We start from the raw sequence: 25,905 nt of genomic DNA on the forward strand, positions 1-25,905 counted from the left end.
CTGCTTAATTGATTGAATTTGAAAGCGTTCGATAGGTAAGGGATTATATCCATTATCTGAGTAGCCATAGGGTGTCATGCCAGCGCCCAGACATTGGCATCCAGTTAAATTTACGAGTATAAAAGTAATGTTAAAATACAACGTTTCTGATGATGATGGAAAAATGGATCCCAGTGTCAAGCACTGCGATGACACCATTTACTATGCAAATTGCCACAATTTTCGTACAGCTGTGACTGGGATGACATTACTTATTGTGTGAATAAAATAAATACTCGTAGAGTTTGTTACGCACTGGCTTATGTTTATTTGATCGACAAATAAACACTAACAGACAAGACACACACCACATTCAAGTTGTGGTGTGTATTACTAGAACAAATTAGAAAGAAAACTTCACACCAGTTAGTAGAAGAATTCCTTGGTTAGAAGGTACATCAGTACCTTTTTGGTCTTTCAGCGCACCTTTTTCATCAGTCATAAAATAATGTAAGGCTGCATAAGGAACAAACTTGCTCTTATTGCAAGAAGATAGATCATACTGAACACCAAGTGCAACATCATGAAGCATATCTTTGTCGCTCATTCTGCTACCAAAGTATGTCAAGCTTGTGTAGATATTATCATATTGATAACCAGCACCTGCAGTCCAATACATAGTGTTTTTACCGTCCCCATCAAACTGAGCTTTCAGCCCTTTTACTCTTTTGTCATCATCAGTAGTACCGTTACCATCAATTTCTGTATAGGTATCACCGACTAATTTTTTAATACCCTTCGGTTGACCAGATTTGCCTAAATATGCAAAAGAAGCAGCGAATTTTATATTTTGACCTTCATCAATCTTATAATCAGCGCTTGCACCCAAATTAACACCCATCAGGTCATTGTACTCTACAAATTCCTTATAAAGATGCTTATCTTTACTCGGTTGCTTTGAAACCCCATATTCACCAACTACGGAAGTTTTAACTTTTACATTATGTTTACTAAAGTCATATTCATATGACGCACCAGCACTTATTATATGCTGGTAATCTGGTCCAACATGTCTTAACGTTTCCTCATTCTTTACCCCTGTTACCTTATTACTTGAATTTTTGAGGAAATCTGGAGCTATTTCTTTTACAACGGATAAACCACTATCGTAGCGAGGTGAGTAGCTAATACCAAATCTTGCACCCATATAATTCGGCGAGTAGTAAGCAGCTCTAAATGGCAATGTGGTCATAACCTCTTTGTTGTATTTTCCTGCCATACGAAAGGAGAGTTTTTCGCTCTCGCTCGAGAAGCTTTCAGTGTAAAGACGTGGTGTTACGTAAAATGGGAAGTTTGCAGCACTTCCTTCTAAGTTTACTTTTCTGAACCAGTCACTATCTGCAGCTCCATCAACAGTTGCAATTCTTGTTGCATCAAGTCTCATCAGAGACTCAGGACCAAACTGATAGCCAAGTTTCAGATCACCATATTGTGAATTTAAGAATACATGCGCACTTCTACCTCTTGCAGCATTCACGCCTTGTGAAGCTCCTTTACCTTCAGTAACTGGAACATGGAATTGTACATCGGCACCATAACGAAGACCAATATCCTCATTTTTATTTGAGGCTCTTAAGTGCAATATTGCATCTGAAATCATGCCCATGTTTTCACTGTAATCACCAATATTCCCTATCCCTTCAGGAAATATTGGATTTGCTCCTTTTATACTATCTGGAGTATTGTTAAAATAATCTGTAGATTTACCTGGCATAACATTATAATGATTATAGCCACTTAGCCCATGGTTACCATAACCTTGAGAATCAACAACGCCACCGAAAGTTATTCTTAAACCATCCCCTTGATTGGTATTGATAATATCAACCCCACCAACTGAAACAACAGGACTTGCCTTACCTTTTTCCTCTGTATTGCTGTTAACAACTTTTACATCCTTTTTTATATCTTTAGCTTCAATTTTAGCATTCTTAGTTTTAGAACCCTTAATTTTTGACTTTTCTACATTAGAATTTTTAACTTTCAGGGCTTTCGCTTTTGAATCTCCTATAAGTTTTGCTTTTTTCTCATTTGCTAGCCTAATTTCATCTTTTTTCTTTTGTTTTGCTACTAATTTTAACTCTTCTTTTTTCTTCTTTTGTTCAGCTGCTAATTTTAACTCCTCTTTTTTCTTCTGCTCAGCTGCTAATCTTAATTCTTCTTTTTTCTTAAGCTCCTCAGCTTTTTTTCTTGGATCAGCATTACATATCCTGTCCATTTTTTCTTTTAGTTTCTTATTTGACGTCTTCATCACTTCCATCTTTCCAGAAGTTTTGATTGACTCGTTACTCTCTTGCTTTTTTACTTCCTTCATACTCTCGTCAGAAAAGTCAGCAGCAAAGCCACTGAAAGAACATAAAGTCAATAGAGAAGCTAGAGCAGTTCTAGTATAAATAGATTTTTTCATGAAGTGCCCCCAAAAAATTTTAAAATCATAACATAAATAGTATAAAGGTGTTGAAAATCCAACTTAAAGCAACCTTATAGCGAAAATAAAAGTAAAATGCAATACTTTAAAAGCAACTTTCTTAATACGCTCAACGTGTATATTAACCAAAATTTAGCACAGAGGTCGCTTGTTAGTACATTGTAACTCTATATTTATTCTATGGAAGTAAAATTTACTCAAAGCGAGAAAATTAAAATATTAATAAAAAGTGTTGACAATAATATTAGTTTATATTATAGTTAGTAAATTATTGTTTAGCTGTTAATAATTAAGGTATTTATGGATTTTAGTTTTTTACGCAATTGGTTTAGCACCACAGGTGCTGGTATAGATTCACAATTAGATAAACCTGAACAGTCAAGAGCCATTTCAGTAGATGACGGAAAATGTGAGATGAAAGGATATGATGATGAATTTGAGATCATTGAAGATTATGAATTTATAAATCGTGCTGATCCAAATGAGCCATGTTCTTTACCTTCTGATTATAAAATAGATGAAAGTATTGTAAAAATTGCAGGATTTGATAAAGAGAAATTATTAGAAATGGGTAATTTCTGTAATATAAGCTATGGCGAGGATGATGATAAATTAAGTAAAAAAAGATGTAATAACCTAGCTCAAGGAGTATACAAAACTGAATTTGAAACTGCAGAAGATTTTGAAATTATTCCATCTACTGAAAAAATGTATAAAACTAGAGCTGAACTTATCAGCGAAGGTTATGAAATCATTCCATTTAGTAATAGTTTTGAGGAAGATGCTGGTCATGTTTTCATAAAAGGCAAAGAAATAACGGTAGCTTACCACGGTACTCGTGGCCTCAATGATGGAATCACTGATGCAAATGTACTTTTTACTACTTCAGAATTTTTACCAGAAGGTGGAAGAATTCATCGTGGTTTTTATAATTCATTTACGGATTCATGGTCTAATCTTTATGGCATTTTGAAATCTTATGCTGAAAAACAAGAATCAGAAATCAAAGATTTTAAAATCAATTTCACAGGTCACAGTATGGGAGGAGCTATTGCTAAAATAGCTGCTTTGTGTCTAAACAAAACAGAAGGAGCAGAAGATATTCATGTTGCAACTTTTGGTGATCCACGAGTTTTTGATCTTACTGCTAGTGAATTTTATAATGATGTTCTTCAAGAAAAAACCATTAGAGTAACTCAACATAGACAAGACCCAGTACCAGCGGTATCACCTGGTATTTGTGGTTATGCTCATGTAGGTGCACAATTGAGAATATCAGTACCTGAAGGATATTTTGTTCATCAAATGGATGGTTATCATGAAGCCATTAAAATAATGGATGAAAATGACTTCCGATCAAACAATAACGTTTCTCTCTTTTACTACCCTTCGAGAATATTAAGTCGAATTAACTGTGCAGTTTTAGGTAATGCTCAATATTATGCTGCTAATTTAGGTAATTATATTCTTGGTGGACAAAATTTTTTCGAGAAAGTAAAAAAGGAATACCAAGATAAAAACTTAGAAAATTTTTCTAAGCTTGAACAAGCAGAAGTTAAGCAGATAGGATATGAGGATTCCTTGTCTACTGCAAGGAGTTTATAACTACTATACAGAGCAATCATTAGATTGCTCTGTAAGCATCTATTCATTTAAATTCAATATAAAAATTTTCACCAGAAGTTATTTTCCATTCTTCTTTAAATTTCTTTAGGTGTTCTTTTTTTTCGCATTCTAAAAGCAGTTCTTCTATGCTCTTATTATAGCTTTCTGTAGTAATTCTTCCTTGATGATGCATAAACCTCAAATAAATCAAATAAGTGTTAATCACATCTGTTTCACAATAATCGCGAATCTCTTGTATTTTTCCACTATCGTATAAATCCATAACTTGTGAACCATCAACTCCAATCTTACCGGGAAGATTAAATGCTGCGCAAACTTCGTTCATCTTCATTCTTGCAGAAGCTCCAAAATCAGAGAGAGATTCAAGCAAATCACAATGCCAATCACTACTGTACCTCTGATTGTAACTATTCCACTTATCGCCAGCTTTGTGAAAATATTCTGCTTGAATGCCATGAACCATAGCACGGTACTTCAGTACCGGTATATCAAAAGTGCGTCCATTGAACGAAACTAGTCTTGGCTTTTTCTCTGATATGTAGTTAAAAAATCCCTTTACTAGCTCTTTTTCATTGGAGTTTACTGTGCCTCCAGATCTTATTTCTTGTAGTGTGAACATTTCATAACCGCTCTGGCGTGTTATATTACAAAGTAAAAAACTAATGACTACAACAAGGTGGAAGGGCTGACGCAGAAAAGAGTTTTGCCCGTTTGTTATTTCAAGATGATATTTTGTTAATGCGTTCCTCTTTTCTTCTACACTGCTATCATCACTAATATTTAGTAAATTCTTGCAGGAATTTACATCTGGTATAGTTTCAATATCAAATACTAACAAAGAATTAAGCATTACTTATATATTCCTCAGGGCGATCAGTCCAAGGTCGCACTTTTACGAACAAAAAGAGATGAACTTTACACTCAAATAACTTTTCCAATTCTGTACGCGCCTCGATATTAATTTTTTTTATGCTACTGCCGTCTTTTCCTAGCACTATTTTCTTATGATTATCTTTCAATACAAATATGATCTGTTTTATGACTAAACTCTTATCTTTTTTTTCCTCAAATTGTTCAGTTATAACAGCTGTAGAGTATGGCAATTCTTCACGTAGGTTCAAGAATAACTTTTCTCTCGTAATTTCCGCTGATAAAAAATCAGCTGAGGAATCAGTTATTTGATCTTTTTCATAAAACCAAGGGCCTATCGGTGCAATTTCAGACAAGTAACTAGTCAGATCAGAAAGTCCATCATTCTTCAGTGCCGAGATCGTAAAAATTTTTTCAAACTGATAAAGCAAATTTAGGTGCTCATGTGCCATCTTGAACTCTGATTTCTTTACTAAATCAGTTTTATTGATAACCAAAATGCATCTGCCTTTTGTGCGCTCCAGTCGTGCAAATATCGTTTTTATTCTTTCTATATTTTTTAGGTAATTGTTTACATCAACAAGCAATAAAGTAATGTCACTATCCTTAACTGCTCCCCATGCAGATTTGACTAAAGCTTTTTCAAGATTTGTTTCTGCTGAAAACACTCCCGGAGAGTCAGTAAAAACAATTTGCGCATTGTTGCATATAGCAACACCCCTTACCTGCGTCCTTGTTGTCTGCACTTTAGGGGTGACAATAGCAATTTTCTTGCCTACGATGCTGTTAATCAGCGTTGACTTTCCAGCATTTGGCAAACCAGCTATCGTTACAAATAAGCATTTTTCTTCTTTCACAAAGGAAATTATAAAGAAAACTAAATGCTAACGTCAATTGATTATTTTGCAGGTAGATCGCACTCTTCCTCTTTTGAAGAAAAACGCTCAACTATACGTGGTATAATATACTCATTCACTTCCTGAGCTATTGGTTGTATAATATGCTTTGTTGCAAATATAGCTGCCGACTGGTGCTATTACTCCTATTACTGCACCTGCTAAAGCTGCAGATCCCATTCCAAGCATTGCACCAGGGAAAACAGCAGTTGCAGCTGCAGCAAGACCAACTCCAGTTGCAAAGCTTGCAGCACATAAACAAGCACCAATAAAAAAACTTTTTTTGGAAAAATTTTTTTTATAAATCATTATACATGCAAGTAAGGCTGCCGGAACCGCAGCAATAATTCCACCCATCACCAATGGTGATAAAGCTGTAAAACTGAGCGCTAAGCCTGTAAGTGCTCCTATTGCTGCTCCTATGCCTAAAACTATTAAACTGGCTACAACAACATCTTTTTTCATATAATCCCCTTATTTTCTAAAAAACTTTTAACTACTTTTAGTATAGCTGAACTAGTTGAATAGGGGAAGGAAATTTTTTATGTTAAAATTAAAGAGCGGGAGAAGGGGTTCGAACCCTCGACCTCAACCTTGGCAAGGTTGCGCTCTACCAACTGAGCTACTCCCGCAATGAAAATTTACTTATTCTTATTATAGGTGCATATCATAATTTGTAAACCCATGCATATGAAAAATATGGGAGCCAATCTTCTATGATCTTTTCGTATACTTAAAACTCATTTTTGATTATTGTATGTGTCATAAAACATATTAAATTTATGAGAATATTTATATATAAAGACGACCTGCCAGCCAGTGCAATACCGAATGATATAAAATCTATAGCTGTTGATACAGAGGCAATGGGGCTACTGCATAGCAGAGATAGATTATGCCTTGTTCAGCTCTCTTTCAATGATGGCAACGCTCACTTAGTTCAATTCAAAAACGATTATACAGCTCCAAATTTGAGAAAAATATTAGAGGATAAAAATATAACCAAAATATTTCACTTTGCGCGATTTGATGTGAGTATAATACATTACTACCTGCAAACTTGGGCACTGCCTTGCTATTGCACGAAAATAGCCTCACGTTTAGTTCGCACCTACACAGATAATCATAGCTTAAAAGAGTTGTGCTTAGAACTACTTGATATAAAATTAAATAAGCAACAACAATCTTCTGATTGGGGAAATGAAAATTTAACAGACAAGCAAAAAAGTTATGCTGCATCTGATGTTTTATATCTTCATAAAATAAAGGAAAAGCTAGATTTAATGCTAGAACGTGAAAATAGAAAAGAATTAGCCGAAAAGTGCTTTGAATTTCTTCCTACTCGTATTGAGCTAGATTCAATGGGTTGGGGGAGTGTAGATATCTTTAATCATCATATGTAATCACTTCACTTGAATCCAGAAAAATTTAGTTGATCAGCTGTTAATTGATACGCTATATTTATAAAAATTTAGGTATTTTATGAGTGATGATATTAAAGCGGTAAATGATCAAAATTTCGAATCTGAAGTTGCTAACCACAAAGGATTTGTGCTGGTAGATTTTTGGGCAGAATGGTGTGGACCATGCAAAAGTCTGATGCCACGTATCGAGCAGTTAGCCAAGGATAGAAAAGACAAGATCAAAATCTGTAAGTTTGACATAGATGGAGAAACTGAGGTGCCAAGTAAGTATGGAGTTCAATCTATACCTACTTTAATCATATTTCAAGATGGTAAGGAAATTGCACGCAAAATTGGCGCAATAAATGATTTACACAGTTGGGTTGATAGTGAAATAAGCGAGTAGACAAATTTCCTTTTGCGTGTATTATAGGTGTTGATAAAAGGGATTGTAGCTCAGTCGGTTAGAGCAGTTCGCTCATAACGAATTGGTCGTAGGTTCGAGTCCTACCAATCCCACCACTATTGATACAATTGCAAGGCCTACTCTCTTAGATAAGCTTTTTGCCTTATTAAAGTACTTGGTTGTTAGTGTTTGAAAACTCCATGATATTAGATTCCTTGCATAACTGGAATTCAAAAGTTCCAGAGCGGTTTTCTTATTGGATCTCAGCTGGGATGACGCCTGGTTATGAAAGAAATCTATTGTCAAAAAAAATTACTTCCGCGTATTTTGAATCTGATGATAATGACAATTAGAGATATTTTAAGAGCTCAAAAATTTATCTTTGTCTGCAGACTTTCAATTAATCTTTCAATAAAAAGCGTGCTCTTCAGCTTATATCTGTCGTGTGTGCGCTGCATTTTTTTCTAATCTTTTTATACAGGAGGATTTTATGTCCAGAATTCCAGATACTTGACCTTTACTTTAGCTAATCACAGGCGCCTGTGATTTTTATAAAGAAAGTGTAGGAAAAACTGTTTCTAGGCATAAATTTGCCATGTATACCTAAAAAGTAATGATATTAACATAATGTTCATATTTGTATGCTAATATTAATATTATTTAAATTGAAGAATATTATGGAACAACAAGCATCAAACAAAGAGAAAGGGATTGAATTTAGATATAATCAATGTAAGCAGAAATGCCATTACTACAAAACAAAACGGACAGACCAAGAATGCCTAGATAAATGCTATGAGAAGTACGTTTCTAAACTTTATCCACAAATTAGTGAGAAATTATTAGCTAGTGAAAACAATCTCTATGATGAAAGCACAGAATTATCACTTATGGCAGATACTCTAGATGCAATGTTTTTTTAATCACAAAAGAAACACTTATTTCAATATTTGCAGAGATGTTAGCTTTTTAGATATATTCTGACTTATTGAATAATTCTTTAAATTGGTAAAATACTGTTTCTTTTCCTCTATTTCTTTTTCACTATTCTTTCCACATATCGCTTCTGTTTTTATCTCTGGTTGTTTCTCTTGATTGAGAGAGCCCTTCTTTTCAAAATAATTATCTGTGAATTCTAAAAAGAGTGAAATCAGCTCAGGAAGATTGTATTTGTGTTCACTTGATGAGCACAATTCTGTAATCGAAGAAAAGTGAATATCATCTGCCTTAATAGGTAGTAACGATAGAAACTTATTCCAGCATTTTTTCATTATTCCAACTTCAGGTTCAAGGTTTTTTATTTTAGCTAAGTTGGCATGCTCCATAAAAAACTCTTTATATTGCTCAAAACCTTCAAAAGTTTCTTTTTTTTGGTAGTTTTTTTTCCTATGACTTTTTTCTATGTCAGCAATTTTAGTACCTATATTTGCCTGCTTACTAATAAAGCCATCGTTCTCTAAGTTAAAACAAATTGTGTATGGAGTAATGTCGTTTACTATTGTGTGTGGCTTAAAGTGCCAACCAAAGCATTTGAGTATGAATTTTATTATAGGAGGAAATAGCCATTTAGGTTTTGATATGTGTAGTAATTTCACTACAAGTTTTTTGAATGAGCTAAAGGATTTATTGATAATGCATCTTAAATGAATATTGTCATCTTTTTTAAACTTTTTATAAACCTCCGCAGCTATTGGTCCTCCAGCACAGCTTCCATACAGTACTATATTGTCTGGGTGAATGCCTTGCTTTAGAAGATCTGAAATGACTCCAATTCCTGCATTTACTCGATTTCGACCGTTTAAAGAATGGCCTTTGCTTTTTCCAGAACCAGGAAAATTAATAAGGTGAACATCCATACCTGCTTCAGCTGCCCAATTCCATTCACTTTTGTCTTCATCTGGCTCTTTTTCAAAAGTATATGTAAGCCCTGGAAAGTAAACTATATGCTTTTTCTTTCTGCTATCTGCACTGCTCTTCGAGTTTGACATCACTATCTTTTGAATTCGCATTCCATTTTGAACTTCTACGAACTCTTCCCTAATTTTTATTGTATTTTCTTCTGTTACTTTCATTTTGCGTTTTTCACTATATTGATTTAATAATACATGAAATTTTAGAAAAAATCAATTTTACTAAAAAATTAACTTATAGCGTATCTATCTTTATATTTATTGGAATTAAAGTAGTAGTGAGAAATGCCTCTTGACATTTGATAAACCTAAACGTAGCCTAAAACAATTTACTGTTTATTTATGACATTTGTTCAATCACTTAATAATCAATTAGATAGTTTACACTTATTAAAACACCCGTTTTACGAGTCATGGAATGAAGGTAGCTTAAGCCTGCAGGCTCTGCAAACCTACGCTAAGGAATATTATCACCATGTTGCTGCTTTTCCTCGTTATATCAGCGGTATACATTCCTTGTGTCCCAATTTGAAAATGCGGCAAGTTTTACTTGGTAATTTAATAGAGGAAGAACAAGGCGACGAGAATCACCCAGAATTATGGCAGCGTTTTGCTGAAGGACTGGGAGTAGCACGTTCAGAACTTTGTGAAAATGCACAAATTAAGGAGACACGAGAATTAGTTGATGGTTATTTTGACATTGTAAAATCAGATTTTGCAGCAGGTCTTGGAGCTCTGTACGCTTATGAACGTCAAACTCCAGAGGTTTCTAAGTCTAAAATTGAAGGTCTGAAAAAACACTATTCAATAAATGATGAGCGTTCTCTCAAATTTTTTACCGTTCATATGGAAGCTGATGAGTGGCATTCTGAAGAATGTGCAAACCTTATTGCAGATTTAAACGAAGAAGAACAAGAGAAAGTTATGCAAGGCGCTGAAAAAGGAGCAAAACTCTTATGGGGTTTTCTTGATGGCATGATGAATGTTGATGTTTGTCATTAATTATAAGTAGATACTAAATTCAGTGGTAGCATGTAATCTTCTTATATCTGATTTACGGCTTTGGGTTCATTTGGGATGTAGTGCAGAAGAGAAGTCTTCTCCCCAATTGGTGAGTATTGACGTTGATTTCACTTTTAAATCTCCTCCTTTAGGGCTTACAACTGATCAACTTAAAGATACTATCTGCTATTTCGAGGTAGTGAAGAACATTCAATCTCTCGTTCAGAGCAAGCAATTTAATTTAATCGAGCATTTAACTCATGAGATATACAGAGCCATTAATAACCTTTTGCTGCGAAAGAAGCATATTATTTCTTCTGTCAGGGTGACTACTCACAAAATCGCACCACCAGTTCCTGGTGTGCATGGGGGCGTTTTTTTTACTTACTGTAATGAATTGCAAGAATGATCTATATTTCTATTGGATCAAATATAGGGAATCGCCTTTCCCATTTACAAAGAGCTACTGAGTTACTAAAGAAGCGCTATTTAAAAGGCTTAAAGTCTTCGATCATTCTAGAAACTGAGGCTATTTTACCAAATGGTGCTCCACCTGAGTGGAATAAGCCATTTCTTAACATGATTGTCTATGGAAGTTGTTCTTCTTCTCCTGAGGAGCTACTAAAAGGCTTAAAACAAATCGAATGTGATATTGGTCGTCCACAAGTCTACGAAAAATGGGCACCTCGTGTTATTGATTTAGATATTTTGTTATGGGATGATCTAACGCTTGATATACCTGACCTTAAAATTCCTCACCCAGAATTAGTAAATAGACCATTTTTGCTCCACTTGATGGCAATGGTTAACAAAACTTTTGCTTTCAATGTTCAAGAATGTTTTTCAAAGAGTTTTACGCTTTCACCAAAGCTTATGGGTATCGTCAATATTACCCCTGATTCATTTTCAGATGGTGGTCTTTATTATGATGCGAATCGAGCAACCAAGCAGGCATTGCAGTTGGTATCAGATGGTGCAAGCATAGTTGATCTTGGTGCTCAATCAACAAGGCCTGGAGCTTCAATAAAGACGCCAGAGGAAGAGTATGAACGTCTAAAACCAGTACTTGATAATCTTAGCGACTATATGAAAAATGGTGATATTGAAGTCAGCATTGATAGTTTTTGGCCAGACGTTATTTTAAACGTTTTGAAGCACTACAATATTGCCTGGGTAAATTATCAGAAGGGAGATCTGAGTAGTAATACCTTAAAAGAAGTTGCTAGCAGTGGGTGTAGTGTCGTTATTATGCATTCACTTTCGATACCACCACATAAGGACAATATTATTCCACATGACACTGACCCAATTGATATCATAAATAATTGGGCAGAGAAGAGCATTAATAGGTTACTTGACCTTGGTTTTGATGAAAATTCAATAATTATTGATCCTGGTATTGGTTTTGGCAAATCTATGTATCAGAATATTCAGATTTTACGCAGTATAGAAACTTTACAAAATTTTGGCTGCAAGGTTTTAGTTGGCCATTCTAGAAAGTCATTTATTTCTTCTTTTTCCACAGAGCCTGCCTCTAATAGAGATTTAGAAACAATTGCTACATCTGCTATACTGCACAATAAGGTTGATTTCCTTAGAGTGCATAATGTACGTGACCACATGAGATTTTTTGTAGCCCAAGCTGCCTTACAGGGATGAAGATTATTGGAATTATGGCTGTTGACCCTAATGGGGTAATTGGAATAAATGATGATTTGCCCTGGCGTTATCCAAGTGAGTTTAAACATTTTTGTCAAGTGACCGACAAACAAATTATTGTGATGGGAAGAAAGACATTTGAAACCGTGCCTCAAAGCATACTAAAGAATCGTACACCTATTGTTTTCTCCCGTAACAAGTGTTTTAATAGAGGTCCAAAATGTACTGTTGTCTCTTCCATGCAAGAATTTCTGTCAATTCAAAGTAGTTCTCAAGTCTTTGTGATTGGTGGGGCACAAATAGCACACCTTTTTTTAGAGCATAACCTAATCTCAGAATTTATTATAACTGAAATTCACAAGCCCTATAAGGGTGATACATACCTCAATTTAGCATTTTTTGATGGATGGAATAAAACTATTCTCGTCAGAACAGAAGACTATACTATATTCAATTGTATCCGTTCAGCAGAGTAGTAAAATTATTAGCATAAAAGTAATCAACGTTTCTAATGAAAGCTGGATCCCAGCATCAAGTGCTAGCCTGAAGCTTTAGCTATAAATATTAAGAAATTTACCAAACGAAGAAAAAAGGCAGAAGAATCCCCGTGTGACGAGTTTTATAATGTAAATTGGTGCTATAATAATGTTCTAACAAGCGCGTTTTGGCTGAATGTAGAAAAAATAAAAAAAGCCGCTATAATTTTTGTGTAATTTGCCAATAAATATTTGAGTTTTTTACTGATTTTGTGATTGAGCCTGCAGGTCAAAAATAAGGATAAATACTCTTAGTATCATAGTAAAGGGAATGACGAAATTTGTAAAGTAGTTTTCACTCAAATGACGCCCAGGCAAAAACTATATGGTTATGCAAAAAATCTATTTTTAAAACTGTTAATATAACATAGAAAAAACCTCACCTTCATTAATAATAGATTACTTACCAATTGGGTAGTCACCAGTGAAACAAGCATCACAATATTGCGGTGTAGCATTGTTACGTTTTTCTGCTTTAACAGCTCTGTATAGCCCATCAATACTCAAAAAGGCTAAGCTATCTACTCCTATACTTTCCTTTATCTCTTCTATAGATTGAGTCGCAGCAATTAAATCTTTGCAATCTGGTGTATCTATTCCATAAAAACAAGAGTGCTTAATTGGTGGACTTGAAATTTTGAGGTGAATCTCTTTTACTTCTGCATCCTTTAGCATAACTATTATATTTCTGAGCGTACTACCACGCACTATACTATCATCTATTAAAATTATGTTTTTGCCTTTCAAAGTGTGCTTATTAGCATTGAATTTTAATTTTATTCTAACTTTACGTACTTCAGCGGTGGGTTGTATAAAAGTTCTTCCTATGTAATGATTACGAATTATCCCCAGTTCCATAGGTAATCCTGAATGCTTTGCATATCCAATAGCTGCAGGTATTCCAGAATCAGGTATTGGTACAACCATATCTACATTGTTTTTTGGTGGGCTCTCTTCTGCAAGTATTCTTCCTATTTCTTTTCTTATATCATATATGGACCTCTTCTCCATTATGCTGTCTGGTCTCGAGAAGTAAACGTATTCAAAAATACAAAAACTTGATTTTTGCTGTGGGAAAGGAAACATTGAGGCTAGCTTACTATCCGAACTGATGGTAACTAATTCGCCTGGTTCTATTTCTCTAATAAACTCTGCATTTATTATATCAAGAGCACAAGTTTCAGATGCAAGAACGTAAGAACCGTTTAACTTTCCTAAAACAAGAGGCCTGATTCCAGATGGATCACGTACTCCAATAACTACTTCTTGATTGATTGCCACAAAAGAATAAGCACCTTGTATTTGCTTTAATGCATATATAAAACTCTCTAAAAAGCTATCTTTTTCACTGCTTGCTGTCAGATGCACTACTACTTCTGTATCAATATCTGACTGAAAAACGCACTCTTGTTTAATTAATTGTTCGCGTATCGGAGAAATATTAATTAAATTACCATTATGTGCTATGGCAAAATCCCCAAATTTGCCACTTTTGCCAAACATGGGCTGCACTCCAAATTTACTACCACTTGTTGAGTATCGAACATGACCTATTGCACAATCTCCAGGTAAGGATTTCTTTATTTCATCTATATCATCAAATACACTGCTCACTTGGCCTTGAAAGTGATAAGAGTGCAGCTTATCGTTGTTACTGGTTACTACGCCAAAAGACTCTTGACCTCTATGCTGCAAAGCGTGGAGAGCAAGTATAGAGTTAAATGCAGCACTTTGGTTGTAACTTATGCCAAATACCCCGCACTCCTCATGTACTTCATCAAGCATGAAAAATATTAAATAAAGCCTGATTGTACTTTAGTAGAGGCAAAGTACAAGAATTTTATTTGTTAATCCCTTTCAAAGTTGAAGCTTTCTACGGTAGTTTTGATGTATACCAGAAAGTAGGTTATATGCAATTAACCAATTTTGAGATTTTTGACAATTTTTTAGCACTGAAGAGAAAAAGATATTTTTATTGACTTATCTATGTATTGAAGTAATCACTAAAAAGTTTTAGTGGTTATGGTATATAATATGTCTAAGCAAGTGGGTAAACAAGGTGAAAGTAATCTTATTTTAGAGCCTGAACAGTTCTCTAACAGCTTCTTCAATAGTCAACAGAGTAGTTCATCAAATCCAAAATTACCGACTATAAGTCGTAAAGATAGGCATATGGATTTAATCAAGAAAAGGTACGCAAAAAACAAAGATGTTGCAGAATATCTAAGAAGTTATGACTTTATTAAAAGAGCAGAAGAATTGTCAATAATTTATCTTTTTGAGCGAGACTCATCTTCTACGAAATTGCAAATACTATTGACTACGGATGAACAAATTCTAGTTAAAAAATTTTGTGATGAGATGATAAAAGGTATAACAGAACACGATGAGCAAGAAAGCGTTTTAAAGTACATGGAACGCATAATAGAGGGTTATTTAAATCAAGGAATAAGATTAAACTCATATTACGGTAAGGATAATAAGACTGTAACAAATTTTATATTTGAAAAAATGGAAGAATTAATTAATCGCTTTCATGCAAATCCACACAATTCAACTACAAAAAATATCATACAAAAGATCACTCGTAATTTAGTGTTAAAAGGTGGGGTAGAAAAAGGATTATCTTTTTATAGCGATATTGAAGGCGGATATTACGGCTCTAATTATTTAAATGATCTTAACGAACAATGTAAGAGTAAGAAAAAAATGCTAGAGGGTCTAGCATATGAAGGTATTGTGAAAGAAAATAACAAGCAAATTGATAAATATGATCTTGAAGTAGAAGTAGATAATAAATATTTTTATATTAAGTATCCACAAGGTAGTATTGTTGAAACTGCGAGAACTTTAAATAATGAAAAAGCTAAGGATTTAGAAGTTGGCATATTTCAGATTGAGGAAAGTATAGTAAAAGTTGAAATTACAGAAGATGGAAAAAGAAATTACACAGATATCTTAAAAGGTGGTATTGAAATATTTTTTACTACTAAAATAGGAGAGATTAGTATTTATCTACGGAAAGATGGTAACAAAATGGTAGTAGAAATTGATGAGAAAAGCAAAATAAGGTTTAGCAAGTTAGAAAACAAATCAAGCTTTGGAGGGAATTGTCTTATACAGGGGAAAAGTGTTTTAGAAGTTATGGGCAAGAGTTTTGAAAATATTCCTGAGGAGTTAACTCAGACTATTAAAAACGTTCCATCTACTAGTCTTATGCAAACATGTTTACAACAACAAGAAAACTCTAATAGGGAATTAAATTAATGTATTTTTAGGATAATAATTAAGAAATTAATTATAAACATTCATACGCATTCGATTGTAGTAGAGGATATGGGGCAGCAATTAGCACAAGAACTAAAGGCAAATGTGGTTGGTTGTCAAATAGTGATTGATTAAATCAATTTAGAGAGGTAAATAGCAGCTTTGCAGCTTGTTTTTATGAACAAAGATAAAACGTTGTAGCCAAGTGCGCTTTCGGCATTGTGCTGAATTGCAATATCTCTGTGCTCTAATTCCTCATCGCGAAATTTACTTATAGTTTCTCTTAATTCCCCATCTTCTAAATGTAAGACTTGCTCCTTGTAGTGCTCTCCGATCACTTCTTCAACTGCAGCAGTGCAAGCCATAGCGGCTTTTTTACCCATCATGGCAGTTACAACACCAAGTGATACCCCTAAAGCACCCCAAACTGGCAACAAAACAGTAGGACGAACTCTTTGCTCCTTGATTTTCTCATTAAAATAGTGGAAATGTTTTTTTTCCTGCTCCTCCATTTCAATTATTTTGTCAATTATGGAAGATTTTTTAAGAATAAATTTTTGACCGGAATAAATGCAAATGGCTCCATATTCGCCAGCATGATTTACTCTAATTGCTTGTTCTAAAAAATTTCCTTTCAATTTTTTTATATTGCTTTCCAATGTCTCCTCCCTTTATTTCTGCATTAGTACTACTATAAACCAACATATTATAGAGTAAATAAAATTCCATGCATGCATTGCACCAACATTGTGATTACAGGAACTCAAGCAGCTATAGCAACGGCAAGAGTTACTTGACGGACTCCGCCATTCTCCTTAAAATAAGGGTGAAGATATATTATTTATCTTCAGTCTGTGCAGATAAAAAGACAAAAAGCTCAATATACTTGATGTTTAATTTTTTGCACTATGTGCACTCTATGTCTTTATAAAACTTTTACCCACATAAGCTAAAATGCGCTTATCAAAGCATTTAATACAATGAAAAACGCCAATTAAAAAAATAGGTAGTAGCTGATAGATTTTCTTTTGCCTTTTTCTCTGTTTAGTAAATTTTTCAATATTTAATGCAATTAGCCGGCACTGGGATGACAACGAGTAGTGAGCTAAACGTCCGTGTGGTTATTGGTATTATCAAGATATTCTCTAATCTTCTTTAAATCTTCCCAAGCTAAGCGTTTTTGTGCTGGTTGACGAAGTAGATAGGCTGGATGAAATATAGCGGCTGTGGTAATTGCATGAGATAAATATTGGTTAGTATAAGTATGAAATTTGCCACGCAAGTTCGATATAGTCTTTGTGTTATCAAGAAGGCTATAACATGCGATTCCTCCAACAAAAATCAGAATCTGCGGTAAAACAAGAGCAATATGCTTCTCAACAAATGGTCTGCACATATCAAGCTCTAGATCAGTTGGTTTTCTATTACCTGGTGGACGCCAAAACACGGTGTTGCTTATATATACCTTAGTGCGGTCCAGATTAATTGCACCGAGCATCTTATCGAGCAGCATTCCGCTTGCACCACAAAATGGTATGCCTTTCAGGTCTTCATTTGCTCCTGGTGCTTCACCAACAAGCATGATTTTTGCATTTGGATTACCATCGGAAAAAACAGTATTAGTTGCAGTTTTTTTTATTTCACAACCCTCAAATGACTTAACTGCACTTCTTAGTTCATCTACACTACCACATTCACTTGCAAGCTTCCTTGCTTCAATGATCCAGTCACTTGGGAACATGGCTTTTTTCTGCTCGATGACAGAAGACTGTGCAGCTCTCTCATTTTCCACTTTTTTTTCCTCTTCACCTTCAGTTAGCGTGCAGTCAACACCCACTTCATGATAGAACTTCAACAATTCTAGATCTTCATTGTTCATAGTGCCTCTTAACCTTTTGAGCTTTTTTCATAGCCATATCGTACTTCAATTTAGACAAATGTCTAACGTATAATATACCATTTAAATGATCTAACTCATGCTGAATACACCTTGCAAGCCAACCACTAGCTTTTAGCGTCTGTTCTTCGTTATTTAAATTTTTATATTTCACAGTTAAATATTTTGGACGCTTAATTTCATGGCTTTGCTCTGGAATTGAAAGGCACCCTTCTTTGAGAATTACTTGTTCACCCGATAATTCTGTAATTTCAGGGTTAATCATACAAAACTTGCCAACTGAGTCATACCCTGCTAGCTCATCTCCAACCTTTTCTGGCTGAACGTCCATGATAAAAATTCTCTTCAGCACTCCAACTTGTACTGCAGCAAGACCAAGACCTTCTGCATAGTACATAGTTTCGAACATGTCGTTTACTAATTCTTTAATTTTATCGGTTATATCTATTACTTCACTGGCACGTGTAGTTAACCTTTCATCAGGGGCAATTACAATTGGCAATTTAGACATAAAATTAAAATTTTATGTTTTATTTTTTCCTTTGTACAGTATTTTGGGTATATTAAAATGTTGCTGTATTTTTAATAGAAATATAAATTATTAAAGGAAGCTTCAATTTGAATGGAATTGTGTCATAAGGTCAACTAATGTACTCTGCAGTAATAATAAAACCAAAGCGAAATGTTTTTGCCGTTTTAGACGTAGGTACAACAAAAATTATCTGTCTCATTGTTAAGATCAATAGCAACTTCAGCTATAAAATAATAGGAACGGGTTATAAAAGTGCAGAAGGTATAAGCGGTGGATCAATAACTGATGCAAAGCATGCAAGTTACTCTATTTCATCAACTATAGGTTTAGCTGAGCAAGTATCAGAAGAGACTATAGACCAGATATATGTGAATGTAGCCGGATGTGGAGTCTCATCTTTTAACGTATATAACGAAATTATTGCAGCTAATCACGAAATTTCAGACCGAGATATAAAACGTGTAGTCTTTCAGACGTTTGAGAAATATATCGAAGAAAATGTTATCATTCACAATATACCACTGAAATATCACTTGGATGACATGACTGATATAAAAGAGGTTGGTGGATTGTACGGAAAAAGACTATCTGCTGATGTTAATGTCGTCACTGCTTCGCGTCCAGCGCTTACCAACATTGAAAATTGTATAACTAATAATAGCGGGATAAGTATGGCTGGTTGTATTGCTTCCGCATATTCTGCAGGCCTTGCCTGTCTAAGTGAAGATGAAAAAGAGCTAGGAACTGCCATTGTTGACATAGGGGGTGGGTGTACTGCAATTGGAATTTTTAAGAGAGGAAAGCTTATATACACAAGCAGCATTCCAATTGGCGGCATTCACATCACTCGAGATATAGCTTATGGACTATGCACAAGTATAGAGCATGCTGAACGCATAAAAATACTATACGGTAGCACTGTCGTAACTTCAATAGATGAGAACGAATATATTACACTGCAAAACAGTGAAAATGATGAACCGACTCGAGTACCCAAGTCCGAACTTATTGACATCATAAGACCTAGAGTTGAGGAGATATTTGAACTGGTAAGAGAACAATTTCAAGAACAAAAAGATCCAATCAATAAAGTAGTGCTCACAGGTGGAACCAGTCAACTCACAAGCATGAAAGAGATTGCAAGCTATATATTCAACAAACAAGTCCGCATTGGATGCCCTGAGTCTCTCAGTGGCCTTGATGGCGAGTATGATAAAAATCCCGTATTTTCTGCTGCCATAGGCTCTATCAAGCTAATAGTTGACACTTTTTATAAAAATAACTCTGGAATGCTCGGTCAAGATGGTAAAATGAGTAAATTGTATAATTGGGTTAAATCGAAAGTCACGGTTTGATTTTACCAAATAAAGTTTTGATATCCGTCAAAGGAAGTATAAAGAAAATTATTTCAAGATTGATAAATTGATTCGTGATCATACACCTGAAATTATGCGCTCCCATGGAATGATTGTTTATGATATGGTAATGGAAAAAGATGAATATGCTGAACGTCTCATTCTATGATAAAAGATAAAACAGGCTGGATCCCAGTGGGCTTTGTTGAATCGCTCAAGTGAAAAGAACTGGCAGTTACTGACAAAATTCATTATAAATAGCCATTTAACTGTTGAAGAAAAAATATGCCACAAAAAATGAGAGTCAGTAACTGCCATGAATATAACAAATTTCTCCAAGAAAGAGGAAGCATTTTTTGTTATATCAATGACGCCATAGAAAATTGGTACGAGAATTGTCCAAAAATGCAGGGCGGCAACTATATTTATAGTGATAAAGTTGTGATTTTAGTGCATATAATCGTTAATCTTTTTAGAATTGGCTTAAGACAAACGGTAGGGTTTGTAAAAGGATATCTGCAACAAATAGGAAAAAATTTGCAGCTATTCACAAGCATCAAAAAAAACTTAATATTAAGATAAATGATTGCAGAAAATAATATAGAAGATATCGAAATTGCTATAGACAGTACAGGAATTAGTATATACAACAACACACAGCAAGGAAAATAGCACTGACAGAGTGGCTATGAGCAAACGAGAAAATTGCACGTAATGTTGAATATAAACAACAAAAAAGCCATAGCTGTAAAATACAGTAACGGTGTCTACTCTGATCACTTGTGATTTGCTAAAAGAAGTTGATTTTCAGCATGCCATAAAAGCACTATATGCAGATAGAGCATGTGATAGGCACAAGTTTTATAAGTTGTGTAACGAATATGATATAAAGACAAAAATTCCACCAATAAACAATGCGGCAGAACATCCAGAAATAGATTATATGTCTGACAGGAATGCTGCTATTAGGTTAATAAAATTATACGGTGAAGATGGCATGAAAGAATAGAAAAAGAAGTAAATTATGGGAAAAGATCTTATATTGAAGGGTTTTTCTCAAGATTAAAGCAAATATTCGGATTTAGTTTTAGGAATAAATCTGAGATAAATCGAGAAAAAGAACTAAATGCTATTTGCTTAATAAATTCACTGATATTGGTATGGCTAAATTTGAGATAGTTACATGAATTTACCATAAATCACCATCTCATAAAGTGTGATGCAATAAAGCCATCCCAGTGTCAGCTACTCGGATGACAAGAAAGGGAGTACAGGTTTCAATATTTGCATGCATCTGAACAGATAAGCAATTACTATCAGAAAGAGGGAGACTATGCTACCACTGCCATTAAGTTAAGGGAAAGAGAAGTTAAGATTGGACAAAAAATTTGAAGTGATTGATAATTATGGTAAATACTAGGGTGAATTTTTAAGAAAAGGGAGTCTGAAAAGTGCAAGTTATTTAAAAAAGTAATAATTGCAGGTTATTTTGCAAAGAATGTACTAATGCAATGATACTGAAAAGATATCTTGAATTTAAAACACATGTTTTCTAGCTCTTTTCTGGTAGTTGAGTGAACGAATATCAGATATCTTATGACGATCAACTCTTCTCCCTTTTCTCACCACTAAAGTGTTCATCAAAAATAACTGTGATAGTCGATCCATAATGCAGTCTATGTCTGACTCTGTAGAAAAAATATCAAAGGCTAAGTTTTTAATCGCATTAAATGAGACAGATTTATTGATGCTTTTTTTTAGTTTACTATTCTGTGAGCTCAATGTCTCTTCATCATCTTCTATCATGATACTTTCTAGATTACTGATGAAGATAGTTGACCAAAAATCCTGCTTGATAGTTTCAATACTTTTTCCTGTGAAATTCTCTAAATTTAATCTTCCCTTCAGCCTAGAAAAAAATGTTTCTACTCCCCAGCGCAAGTAATATAATCTCTCAAACTCTTCAACTGTAAAACGTTTCTCATCTAACAGAGATGTTACTAACACTTCAACTTCGCCAGAAGAAAGTATTATTTTGACTAACCTGAATTTCATCTCATCAGGTAATCCTAGCTTTCGTAGCTGTCTTGCTACTTTAATAGGTGCGGTAGACACTACCACCGTACTAGATGGGCTTTCCGGCTTAAACATAGCGTTTATTTCATTGAAAGACGAACTTGAACAGCGAATTATATAATTGATTTTCCTTCCTGTAAGCTCAGCAAGAAATCGATAAGATACGTATCCTCTATCACAGATTAACAAATCGTCTGATTTTATGGATTCAAGCATACCGATTGCTAAATCAACCTCATAGCTGTCACCTCTACTTAGCACAGATTTTATTGCAATATTATTTAGCACATCGTAACAAACTTCAAAGGTTGCACTTGTATAGTCTTCAAATCTCTGGATTCCATTCCATACTGCTCTTGAGCTAAACTCACCTATTATTTTGTCGCTCTTTGGCAGAATCAGTATTGAAGCATCAAATGCAAGTACTCTGAAGCCATGGTGGGTTTTAAATTCCTGATCTTGGTAGTATAGGGAAACTATATCATCATTTAACTCTGAAAACGCAGTATGTTTTAGCTTCTTTCTTGCTTGAGTAAATGCACTTGCCGTAATTGTATAATCTTTTCTTGTATGCAGAACAAACTCATTAAGCATCACTTGTAATGACTTTACACTCTTTCTAAAAATCAGGAGAAATACATTAACGAAGGGCAGCTTTCTTTTTCGTGAGAAGTCTTTTGAGGATGCTCTGTGTGCGTTTATAAAGTTTAAACTCATCAATTTATTTTTTATAAACATGATTATTCTTTTTTTTACTCATGTCATTACTTCTTTTAATTTGTGAATCTTACCTGATTTTATAATACAGTTCATCACTTTTCCTTAACTTAATGGCAGTGACTATGCTACTCCTTTCTATCCACTTTTTTGAGCAATCCACTTCTACATCTAACACACATCTCAGTGATTATAATATCCAATTTTTGATCATGTTTTTCTACAGGTAAATTTTTACAATATTGCTTCTCATAGGCTACACCTATAAATATTTTTCCAAGTGGCCGTAATTTTTTTATCATTTCATCATACCAACCACCGCCAAAACCTAACCTATTAAAATGATCATCAAAAGCAACAATAGGGGTAATGATTGTGTCGGGAATTATATCTTCATCTGCTTTATTCCATTCCTCAAATTTTAATAACTTATTTTTATTAGGAATTGCTACTTTATATCCTAAATCGAGTAAATGATGCATCAAAGGCACAACATTAATTTCTCCGTCTGTTGGAATGTACGCTGCTATTGTTTTACCTTTAACGCAACTTAAGTTTTTGTTAAAGAGATTAATAAGAGAATTTGCTGCATAACTAGAATAACTTTCATCAACATCTTTTCTTATGGTTCTATATTGCTTCCTTAGTTCCTCTTTGTGCTGTTTAGTGTCTTTGAACATGTTCTATCCATTTTGCAGTGAGCTTTTCTTGTAAACTATTTTGCTTCAAGCGCTCACTTAAAAAATCAAAGTCAACAAGCTCCATATCCTGGTCTTGATTACTGCAACTATAAACAAAACTTATTTCTCCTGTTTCCTTATTTATGTGTTGCTGAATACATTGAGCGCAGATTTCTTTCATCATGCACTGCATAGGAGAGTTAACTGATGATATTGCTATGTGTTTTGGTTTCAGATATGGCTTTAAAATTGTTTTTCTAGCTTCATTTACAGCTTTCATCATTTTATCAGAACCAATAGTGATGATTTTATCTATAGTGTTTAAACTAATAGTAATTTTACCTAACTTTCCTTGCTGATATGAGCTTATTGCATTAACTATATTACCATGAAAGGATTTATCCTGATCTCTACTTGTTTCTATCAATCCTTCTTCACATGCCCAAATTACTGCACTTGATGCACGTTCTATCAGTGCTCGTTTAAATACATCACTTAATTTTTTATAGCCAGCGAAATATAAAACCTTATGATTGTTTTCAAGACATGCCTTCCCTATCGAAAATAACACTGCATTTCCAACTCCACCGCCAATGAGCATTATATTCTTCATAAACTTTTTATGGAGTAGAAAACCTCTCTAACTTCAATTAAACTGATAACTAACAGCTGCATTTTTACGCATATTATCCAATAACAGGTTGCTTTGTATCATAATCTTTTGTTGATACATTTCCTGTTTGATTGCTTCTATATCCATTGCATTATTTTTGATATCACATAACATCATCAACTTTGCAGTGCTATTTTCTCTTAATTCTACTATTTCATTCATATTTGTTTTACTAAATAAAATCTGTAAATCAGGATTTAAATTTCGCATTTTTATTTCAAACTCTTTTACGCTTGGCAACTTGAAATCATCTGCTAACTTGTCAAAATTTAAACAACTGACCTTTTGCTCCTTAAAACTAGAGAGTAAACTTTCTGAACCTTCAACTACAACCTGTTTCAGTTTTAAAGTACTTTTCAGCATTGTATGATTAAGCTGTACTTTATCTATGACTTTTATAACAGAGTAACCTTCGCTTAAACTAACCGGACCTGCTACATCACTGATTTCTAATCCTTCCAAAACGTCCTTGAGTTTACCTTTTAGCTGACTTAAATTAACGGTTGCTTTGCTCATCTTTATTGAAGATTCTGGATTATTACTGCTACGTAATTGTTTTATTAAATCTTCAGCCATCTTCTGATCAGGAATTACAAACTCCTGAAATGTAATAAGGTAGTCAGGTTTCTCTTTTTGTTTTCTTACATCGTCCACTTCTTTATCGCTGATATTGACAAGTGGCACAATTCCTACTTCAATAATCTTGTTCCACAGTAGCTGACACTTTACTTGTTTTTTTAGGGTATTGAGATCTATATTATGCTTTTTTACGTATTGATCAACTTCATCAGCCTCAAGTTTTAAACTTTGAGTTAAGAATAACGTGACAGCATTATTTAACTCCTCGTTACTCAATTCTATATTCATCTTCTGTGCTTCGCTGACAATGATAATTTCGTCTATTAACTGTCTTAGAATTTGAGATTTTACCTCTTTTTGATTAATCTTCTGAGTGCCAAGCAATGAATTTATGAAGTTTATACGTCTTTCGATATCTAAATTTGAAATTGGCTCACCATTTACATCTGCAACAATTTCAATCTCAGTTGCAAGTAACCTAAGCGGCAGCATTATTAATATCAAAATTAGTATTTTATGCATATAAAATTATTTAGCTAATAACTAATTCTATAATAAATACTGAATAAACGCTAGCTAACTTTTTAATAATTAAAAAAGAGGGTGAAATTACTGTAATGAATACCTAAACAATAATATACGGAAGGAGAGGGATTCGAACCCTCGATACGACTTTTCAATCGTATAACGGTTTAGCAAACCGCCGCCTTCAGCCGCTCGGCCACCCTTCCAAGTTTAGAACTTAAGATTATATAATATCAAGACCTTTACTGCCTGTCTAATGCTTTTAAACGCAATGTTAAAAACAACAATATTTTTCTAAGCAGCTCTAATGCAAACTAATTTCTACTTTTTTCAATGATTTCTTTTGCTTCTTCTACATCAGCCCATTCTCCAACTGTCACCGTTTTTCCCTTTTCTAAATCTTTATAATGAGAAAAGAAATGAGCAATTTTATCTAGTAGATTTTTAGGTAAGTCAGAATAGTTCTTTATATTGTCATAATAGCTATCAACACTGGAGATAGGTACAGCTAATATTTTTTCATCCTCTCCTTTCTCGTCTTTGGTAAGTAATGCACCTACTGGACGCACTGATATCAAAACTTCAGACGCTAAAGGAAATTGAGTGAGCACCAAAACATCCACAGGATCACCATCACCTGCACAGGTGTTTGGTACAAATCCATAATTGCAAGGATAAGTCATTGAAGTAGACAAAAATCTGTCAACTTGTAATAATCCGAGCTCTTTATTAAATTCATACTTTACAGGCTCAGCATTTGCACTGATTTCAATTATTACATCTATTGCATCTGGCCTTATCGTTATTTTACTTAAATCCATAAAATTAC

At 34.1% G+C, this 25,905-nt stretch carries 26 protein-coding genes and 3 tRNA genes; 13 read left to right on the top strand and 16 right to left on the bottom strand.

The window, feature by feature from the left end:
* Nucleotides 1-382 precede the first annotated feature (382 nt).
* Nucleotides 383-2,446 (bottom strand): hypothetical protein, encoded by a 2,064-nt coding sequence (locus ABWU45_RS00500; RefSeq protein ID WP_353278609.1) that lies wholly within the window; start codon nt 2,444-2,446, stop codon nt 383-385.
* A 321-nt stretch (nt 2,447-2,767) separates the two neighbouring features.
* On the opposite strand from ABWU45_RS00500, the gene ABWU45_RS00505 reads away from it, so the two are divergent.
* On the top strand, nt 2,768-4,072 hold the full coding sequence (locus ABWU45_RS00505) for a lipase family protein (RefSeq protein ID WP_353278611.1): 1,305 nt from the start codon (nt 2,768-2,770) through the stop codon (nt 4,070-4,072).
* Between the two features lie 43 nt (nt 4,073-4,115).
* On the opposite strand, the gene ABWU45_RS00510 is transcribed toward ABWU45_RS00505, so the two are convergent.
* The 4 genes from ABWU45_RS00510 to ABWU45_RS00525 form a co-directional block, all read right to left on the bottom strand.
* On the bottom strand, nt 4,116-4,943 hold the full coding sequence (locus ABWU45_RS00510) for a 3'-5' exonuclease (protein ID WP_019236725.1): 828 nt from the start codon (nt 4,941-4,943) through the stop codon (nt 4,116-4,118).
* Entirely contained in the window at nt 4,936-5,820 is an 885-nt protein-coding gene (gene era / locus ABWU45_RS00515; protein ID WP_353278613.1) for a GTPase Era, read from the bottom strand. Before era ends, ABWU45_RS00510 begins: the two co-directional genes overlap by 8 nt.
* A 111-nt stretch (nt 5,821-5,931) precedes the next feature.
* A complete protein-coding gene (locus tag ABWU45_RS00520) occupies nt 5,932-6,324 on the bottom strand; it encodes a hypothetical protein (protein ID WP_353278614.1) in 393 nt (130 codons plus the stop codon).
* A gap of 94 nt (nt 6,325-6,418) precedes the next feature.
* Nucleotides 6,419-6,491, bottom strand: a tRNA-Gly gene (locus ABWU45_RS00525).
* A gap of 150 nt (nt 6,492-6,641) precedes the next feature.
* Between ABWU45_RS00525 and ABWU45_RS00530 the strand changes: the two genes are divergently transcribed.
* The 4 genes from ABWU45_RS00530 to ABWU45_RS00545 all read left to right on the top strand — a co-directional run bounded on the left by ABWU45_RS00530 (nt 6,642) and on the right by ABWU45_RS00545 (nt 8,591).
* Nucleotides 6,642-7,262 (top strand): ribonuclease D, encoded by a 621-nt coding sequence (locus ABWU45_RS00530; RefSeq protein ID WP_007302121.1) that lies wholly within the window; start codon nt 6,642-6,644, stop codon nt 7,260-7,262.
* A 79-nt stretch (nt 7,263-7,341) separates the two neighbouring features.
* Nucleotides 7,342-7,668, top strand: a complete 327-nt coding sequence (gene trxA, locus ABWU45_RS00535) for a thioredoxin (RefSeq protein ID WP_064085368.1) — start codon at nt 7,342-7,344, stop codon at nt 7,666-7,668.
* A gap of 39 nt (nt 7,669-7,707) precedes the next feature.
* Nucleotides 7,708-7,784, top strand: a tRNA-Ile gene (locus ABWU45_RS00540).
* A gap of 561 nt (nt 7,785-8,345) precedes the next feature.
* A complete protein-coding gene (locus tag ABWU45_RS00545) occupies nt 8,346-8,591 on the top strand; it encodes a hypothetical protein (protein ID WP_353278616.1) in 246 nt (81 codons plus the stop codon).
* 15 nt (nt 8,592-8,606) lie between these two features.
* On the opposite strand, the gene ABWU45_RS00550 is transcribed toward ABWU45_RS00545, so the two are convergent.
* Nucleotides 8,607-9,740 (bottom strand): alpha/beta hydrolase, encoded by a 1,134-nt coding sequence (locus tag ABWU45_RS00550; RefSeq protein ID WP_353278617.1) that lies wholly within the window; start codon nt 9,738-9,740, stop codon nt 8,607-8,609.
* Between the two features lie 180 nt (nt 9,741-9,920).
* On the opposite strand from ABWU45_RS00550, the gene ABWU45_RS00555 reads away from it, so the two are divergent.
* From ABWU45_RS00555 to ABWU45_RS00570, 4 genes are read left to right on the top strand one after another with little or no spacing between them, the layout of a single operon-like run.
* Nucleotides 9,921-10,580 (top strand): CADD family putative folate metabolism protein, encoded by a 660-nt coding sequence (locus tag ABWU45_RS00555; protein ID WP_108784268.1) that lies wholly within the window; start codon nt 9,921-9,923, stop codon nt 10,578-10,580.
* Nucleotides 10,581-10,602: 22 nt separating this feature from the next.
* Nucleotides 10,603-10,989, top strand: coding sequence for a dihydroneopterin aldolase (locus ABWU45_RS00560; RefSeq protein ID WP_353278619.1), 387 nt, complete (start codon nt 10,603-10,605; stop codon nt 10,987-10,989).
* Complete coding sequence (gene folP, locus ABWU45_RS00565; protein WP_353278620.1) at nt 10,986-12,239, top strand: dihydropteroate synthase; 1,254 nt, start codon at nt 10,986-10,988, stop codon at nt 12,237-12,239. The genes ABWU45_RS00560 and folP overlap by 4 nt, the downstream gene beginning before the upstream one ends.
* A complete protein-coding gene (locus tag ABWU45_RS00570) occupies nt 12,236-12,715 on the top strand; it encodes a dihydrofolate reductase (protein WP_353278622.1) in 480 nt (159 codons plus the stop codon). The genes folP and ABWU45_RS00570 overlap by 4 nt, the downstream gene beginning before the upstream one ends.
* A gap of 459 nt (nt 12,716-13,174) precedes the next feature.
* Here the strand turns inward: ABWU45_RS00570 and purF are convergent, their stop codons facing one another.
* A complete protein-coding gene (purF, locus tag ABWU45_RS00575) occupies nt 13,175-14,560 on the bottom strand; it encodes an amidophosphoribosyltransferase (RefSeq protein WP_264375095.1) in 1,386 nt (461 codons plus the stop codon).
* A gap of 249 nt (nt 14,561-14,809) precedes the next feature.
* On the opposite strand from purF, the gene ABWU45_RS00580 reads away from it, so the two are divergent.
* The gene (locus ABWU45_RS00580) at nt 14,810-16,042 is read left to right on the top strand and encodes a hypothetical protein (protein WP_353278624.1); all 1,233 of its coding nucleotides are present in this window, start codon (nt 14,810-14,812) and stop codon (nt 16,040-16,042) included.
* Nucleotides 16,043-16,173: 131 nt separating this feature from the next.
* Here the strand turns inward: ABWU45_RS00580 and ABWU45_RS00585 are convergent, their stop codons facing one another.
* From ABWU45_RS00585 to def, 3 genes are all read right to left on the bottom strand, one after another.
* On the bottom strand, nt 16,174-16,701 hold the full coding sequence (locus tag ABWU45_RS00585) for a demethoxyubiquinone hydroxylase family protein (RefSeq protein ID WP_007302313.1): 528 nt from the start codon (nt 16,699-16,701) through the stop codon (nt 16,174-16,176).
* Nucleotides 16,702-17,147: 446 nt separating this feature from the next.
* Nucleotides 17,148-17,921, bottom strand: a complete 774-nt coding sequence (locus ABWU45_RS00590) for a uracil-DNA glycosylase family protein (RefSeq protein WP_010403847.1) — start codon at nt 17,919-17,921, stop codon at nt 17,148-17,150.
* Nucleotides 17,911-18,450 carry a peptide deformylase gene (gene def / locus ABWU45_RS00595; protein WP_264375094.1) on the bottom strand — a complete coding sequence of 180 codons (540 nt, stop codon included), beginning with the start codon at nt 18,448-18,450 and terminating at the stop codon, nt 17,911-17,913. Before def ends, ABWU45_RS00590 begins: the two co-directional genes overlap by 11 nt.
* 137 nt (nt 18,451-18,587) lie before the next feature.
* Between def and ftsA the strand changes: the two genes are divergently transcribed.
* The 3 genes from ftsA (at nt 18,588) to ABWU45_RS00610 (ending at nt 20,835) form a co-directional block, all read left to right on the top strand.
* On the top strand, nt 18,588-19,826 hold the full coding sequence (ftsA, locus tag ABWU45_RS00600; protein ID WP_010403853.1) for a cell division protein FtsA: 1,239 nt from the start codon (nt 18,588-18,590) through the stop codon (nt 19,824-19,826).
* Nucleotides 19,827-20,111: 285 nt separating this feature from the next.
* On the top strand, nt 20,112-20,408 hold the full coding sequence (locus ABWU45_RS00605) for a transposase (protein WP_264377470.1): 297 nt from the start codon (nt 20,112-20,114) through the stop codon (nt 20,406-20,408).
* Nucleotides 20,409-20,589: 181 nt separating this feature from the next.
* The gene (locus tag ABWU45_RS00610; protein ID WP_353278626.1) at nt 20,590-20,835 is read left to right on the top strand and encodes a hypothetical protein; all 246 of its coding nucleotides are present in this window, start codon (nt 20,590-20,592) and stop codon (nt 20,833-20,835) included.
* 527 nt (nt 20,836-21,362) lie between these two features.
* Here the strand turns inward: ABWU45_RS00610 and ABWU45_RS00615 are convergent.
* The 6 genes from ABWU45_RS00615 to ppa all read right to left on the bottom strand — a co-directional run bounded on the left by ABWU45_RS00615 (nt 21,363) and on the right by ppa (nt 25,897).
* Complete coding sequence (locus ABWU45_RS00615; RefSeq protein ID WP_353277994.1) at nt 21,363-22,640, bottom strand: IS4 family transposase; 1,278 nt, start codon at nt 22,638-22,640, stop codon at nt 21,363-21,365.
* 107 nt (nt 22,641-22,747) lie between these two features.
* Complete coding sequence (locus ABWU45_RS00620) at nt 22,748-23,299, bottom strand: 5-formyltetrahydrofolate cyclo-ligase (RefSeq protein WP_010403418.1); 552 nt, start codon at nt 23,297-23,299, stop codon at nt 22,748-22,750.
* On the bottom strand, nt 23,283-23,912 hold the full coding sequence (locus ABWU45_RS00625; protein ID WP_139686783.1) for an oxidoreductase: 630 nt from the start codon (nt 23,910-23,912) through the stop codon (nt 23,283-23,285). The genes ABWU45_RS00620 and ABWU45_RS00625 overlap by 17 nt, the downstream gene beginning before the upstream one ends.
* Nucleotides 23,913-23,945: 33 nt before the next feature.
* Nucleotides 23,946-25,073, bottom strand: a complete 1,128-nt coding sequence (locus ABWU45_RS00630; RefSeq protein WP_264377468.1) for a SurA N-terminal domain-containing protein — start codon at nt 25,071-25,073, stop codon at nt 23,946-23,948.
* Between the two features lie 118 nt (nt 25,074-25,191).
* Nucleotides 25,192-25,282: transfer RNA gene (locus ABWU45_RS00635), tRNA-Ser, on the bottom strand.
* 108 nt (nt 25,283-25,390) lie between these two features.
* Nucleotides 25,391-25,897, bottom strand: coding sequence for an inorganic diphosphatase (gene ppa / locus ABWU45_RS00640; RefSeq protein WP_353278629.1), 507 nt, complete (start codon nt 25,895-25,897; stop codon nt 25,391-25,393).
* Nucleotides 25,898-25,905: the final 8 nt, after the last annotated feature.

It is taken from the genome of Wolbachia endosymbiont (group B) of Longitarsus flavicornis (assembly GCF_964028135.1).
Taxonomy (GTDB): domain Bacteria; phylum Pseudomonadota; class Alphaproteobacteria; order Rickettsiales; family Anaplasmataceae; genus Wolbachia.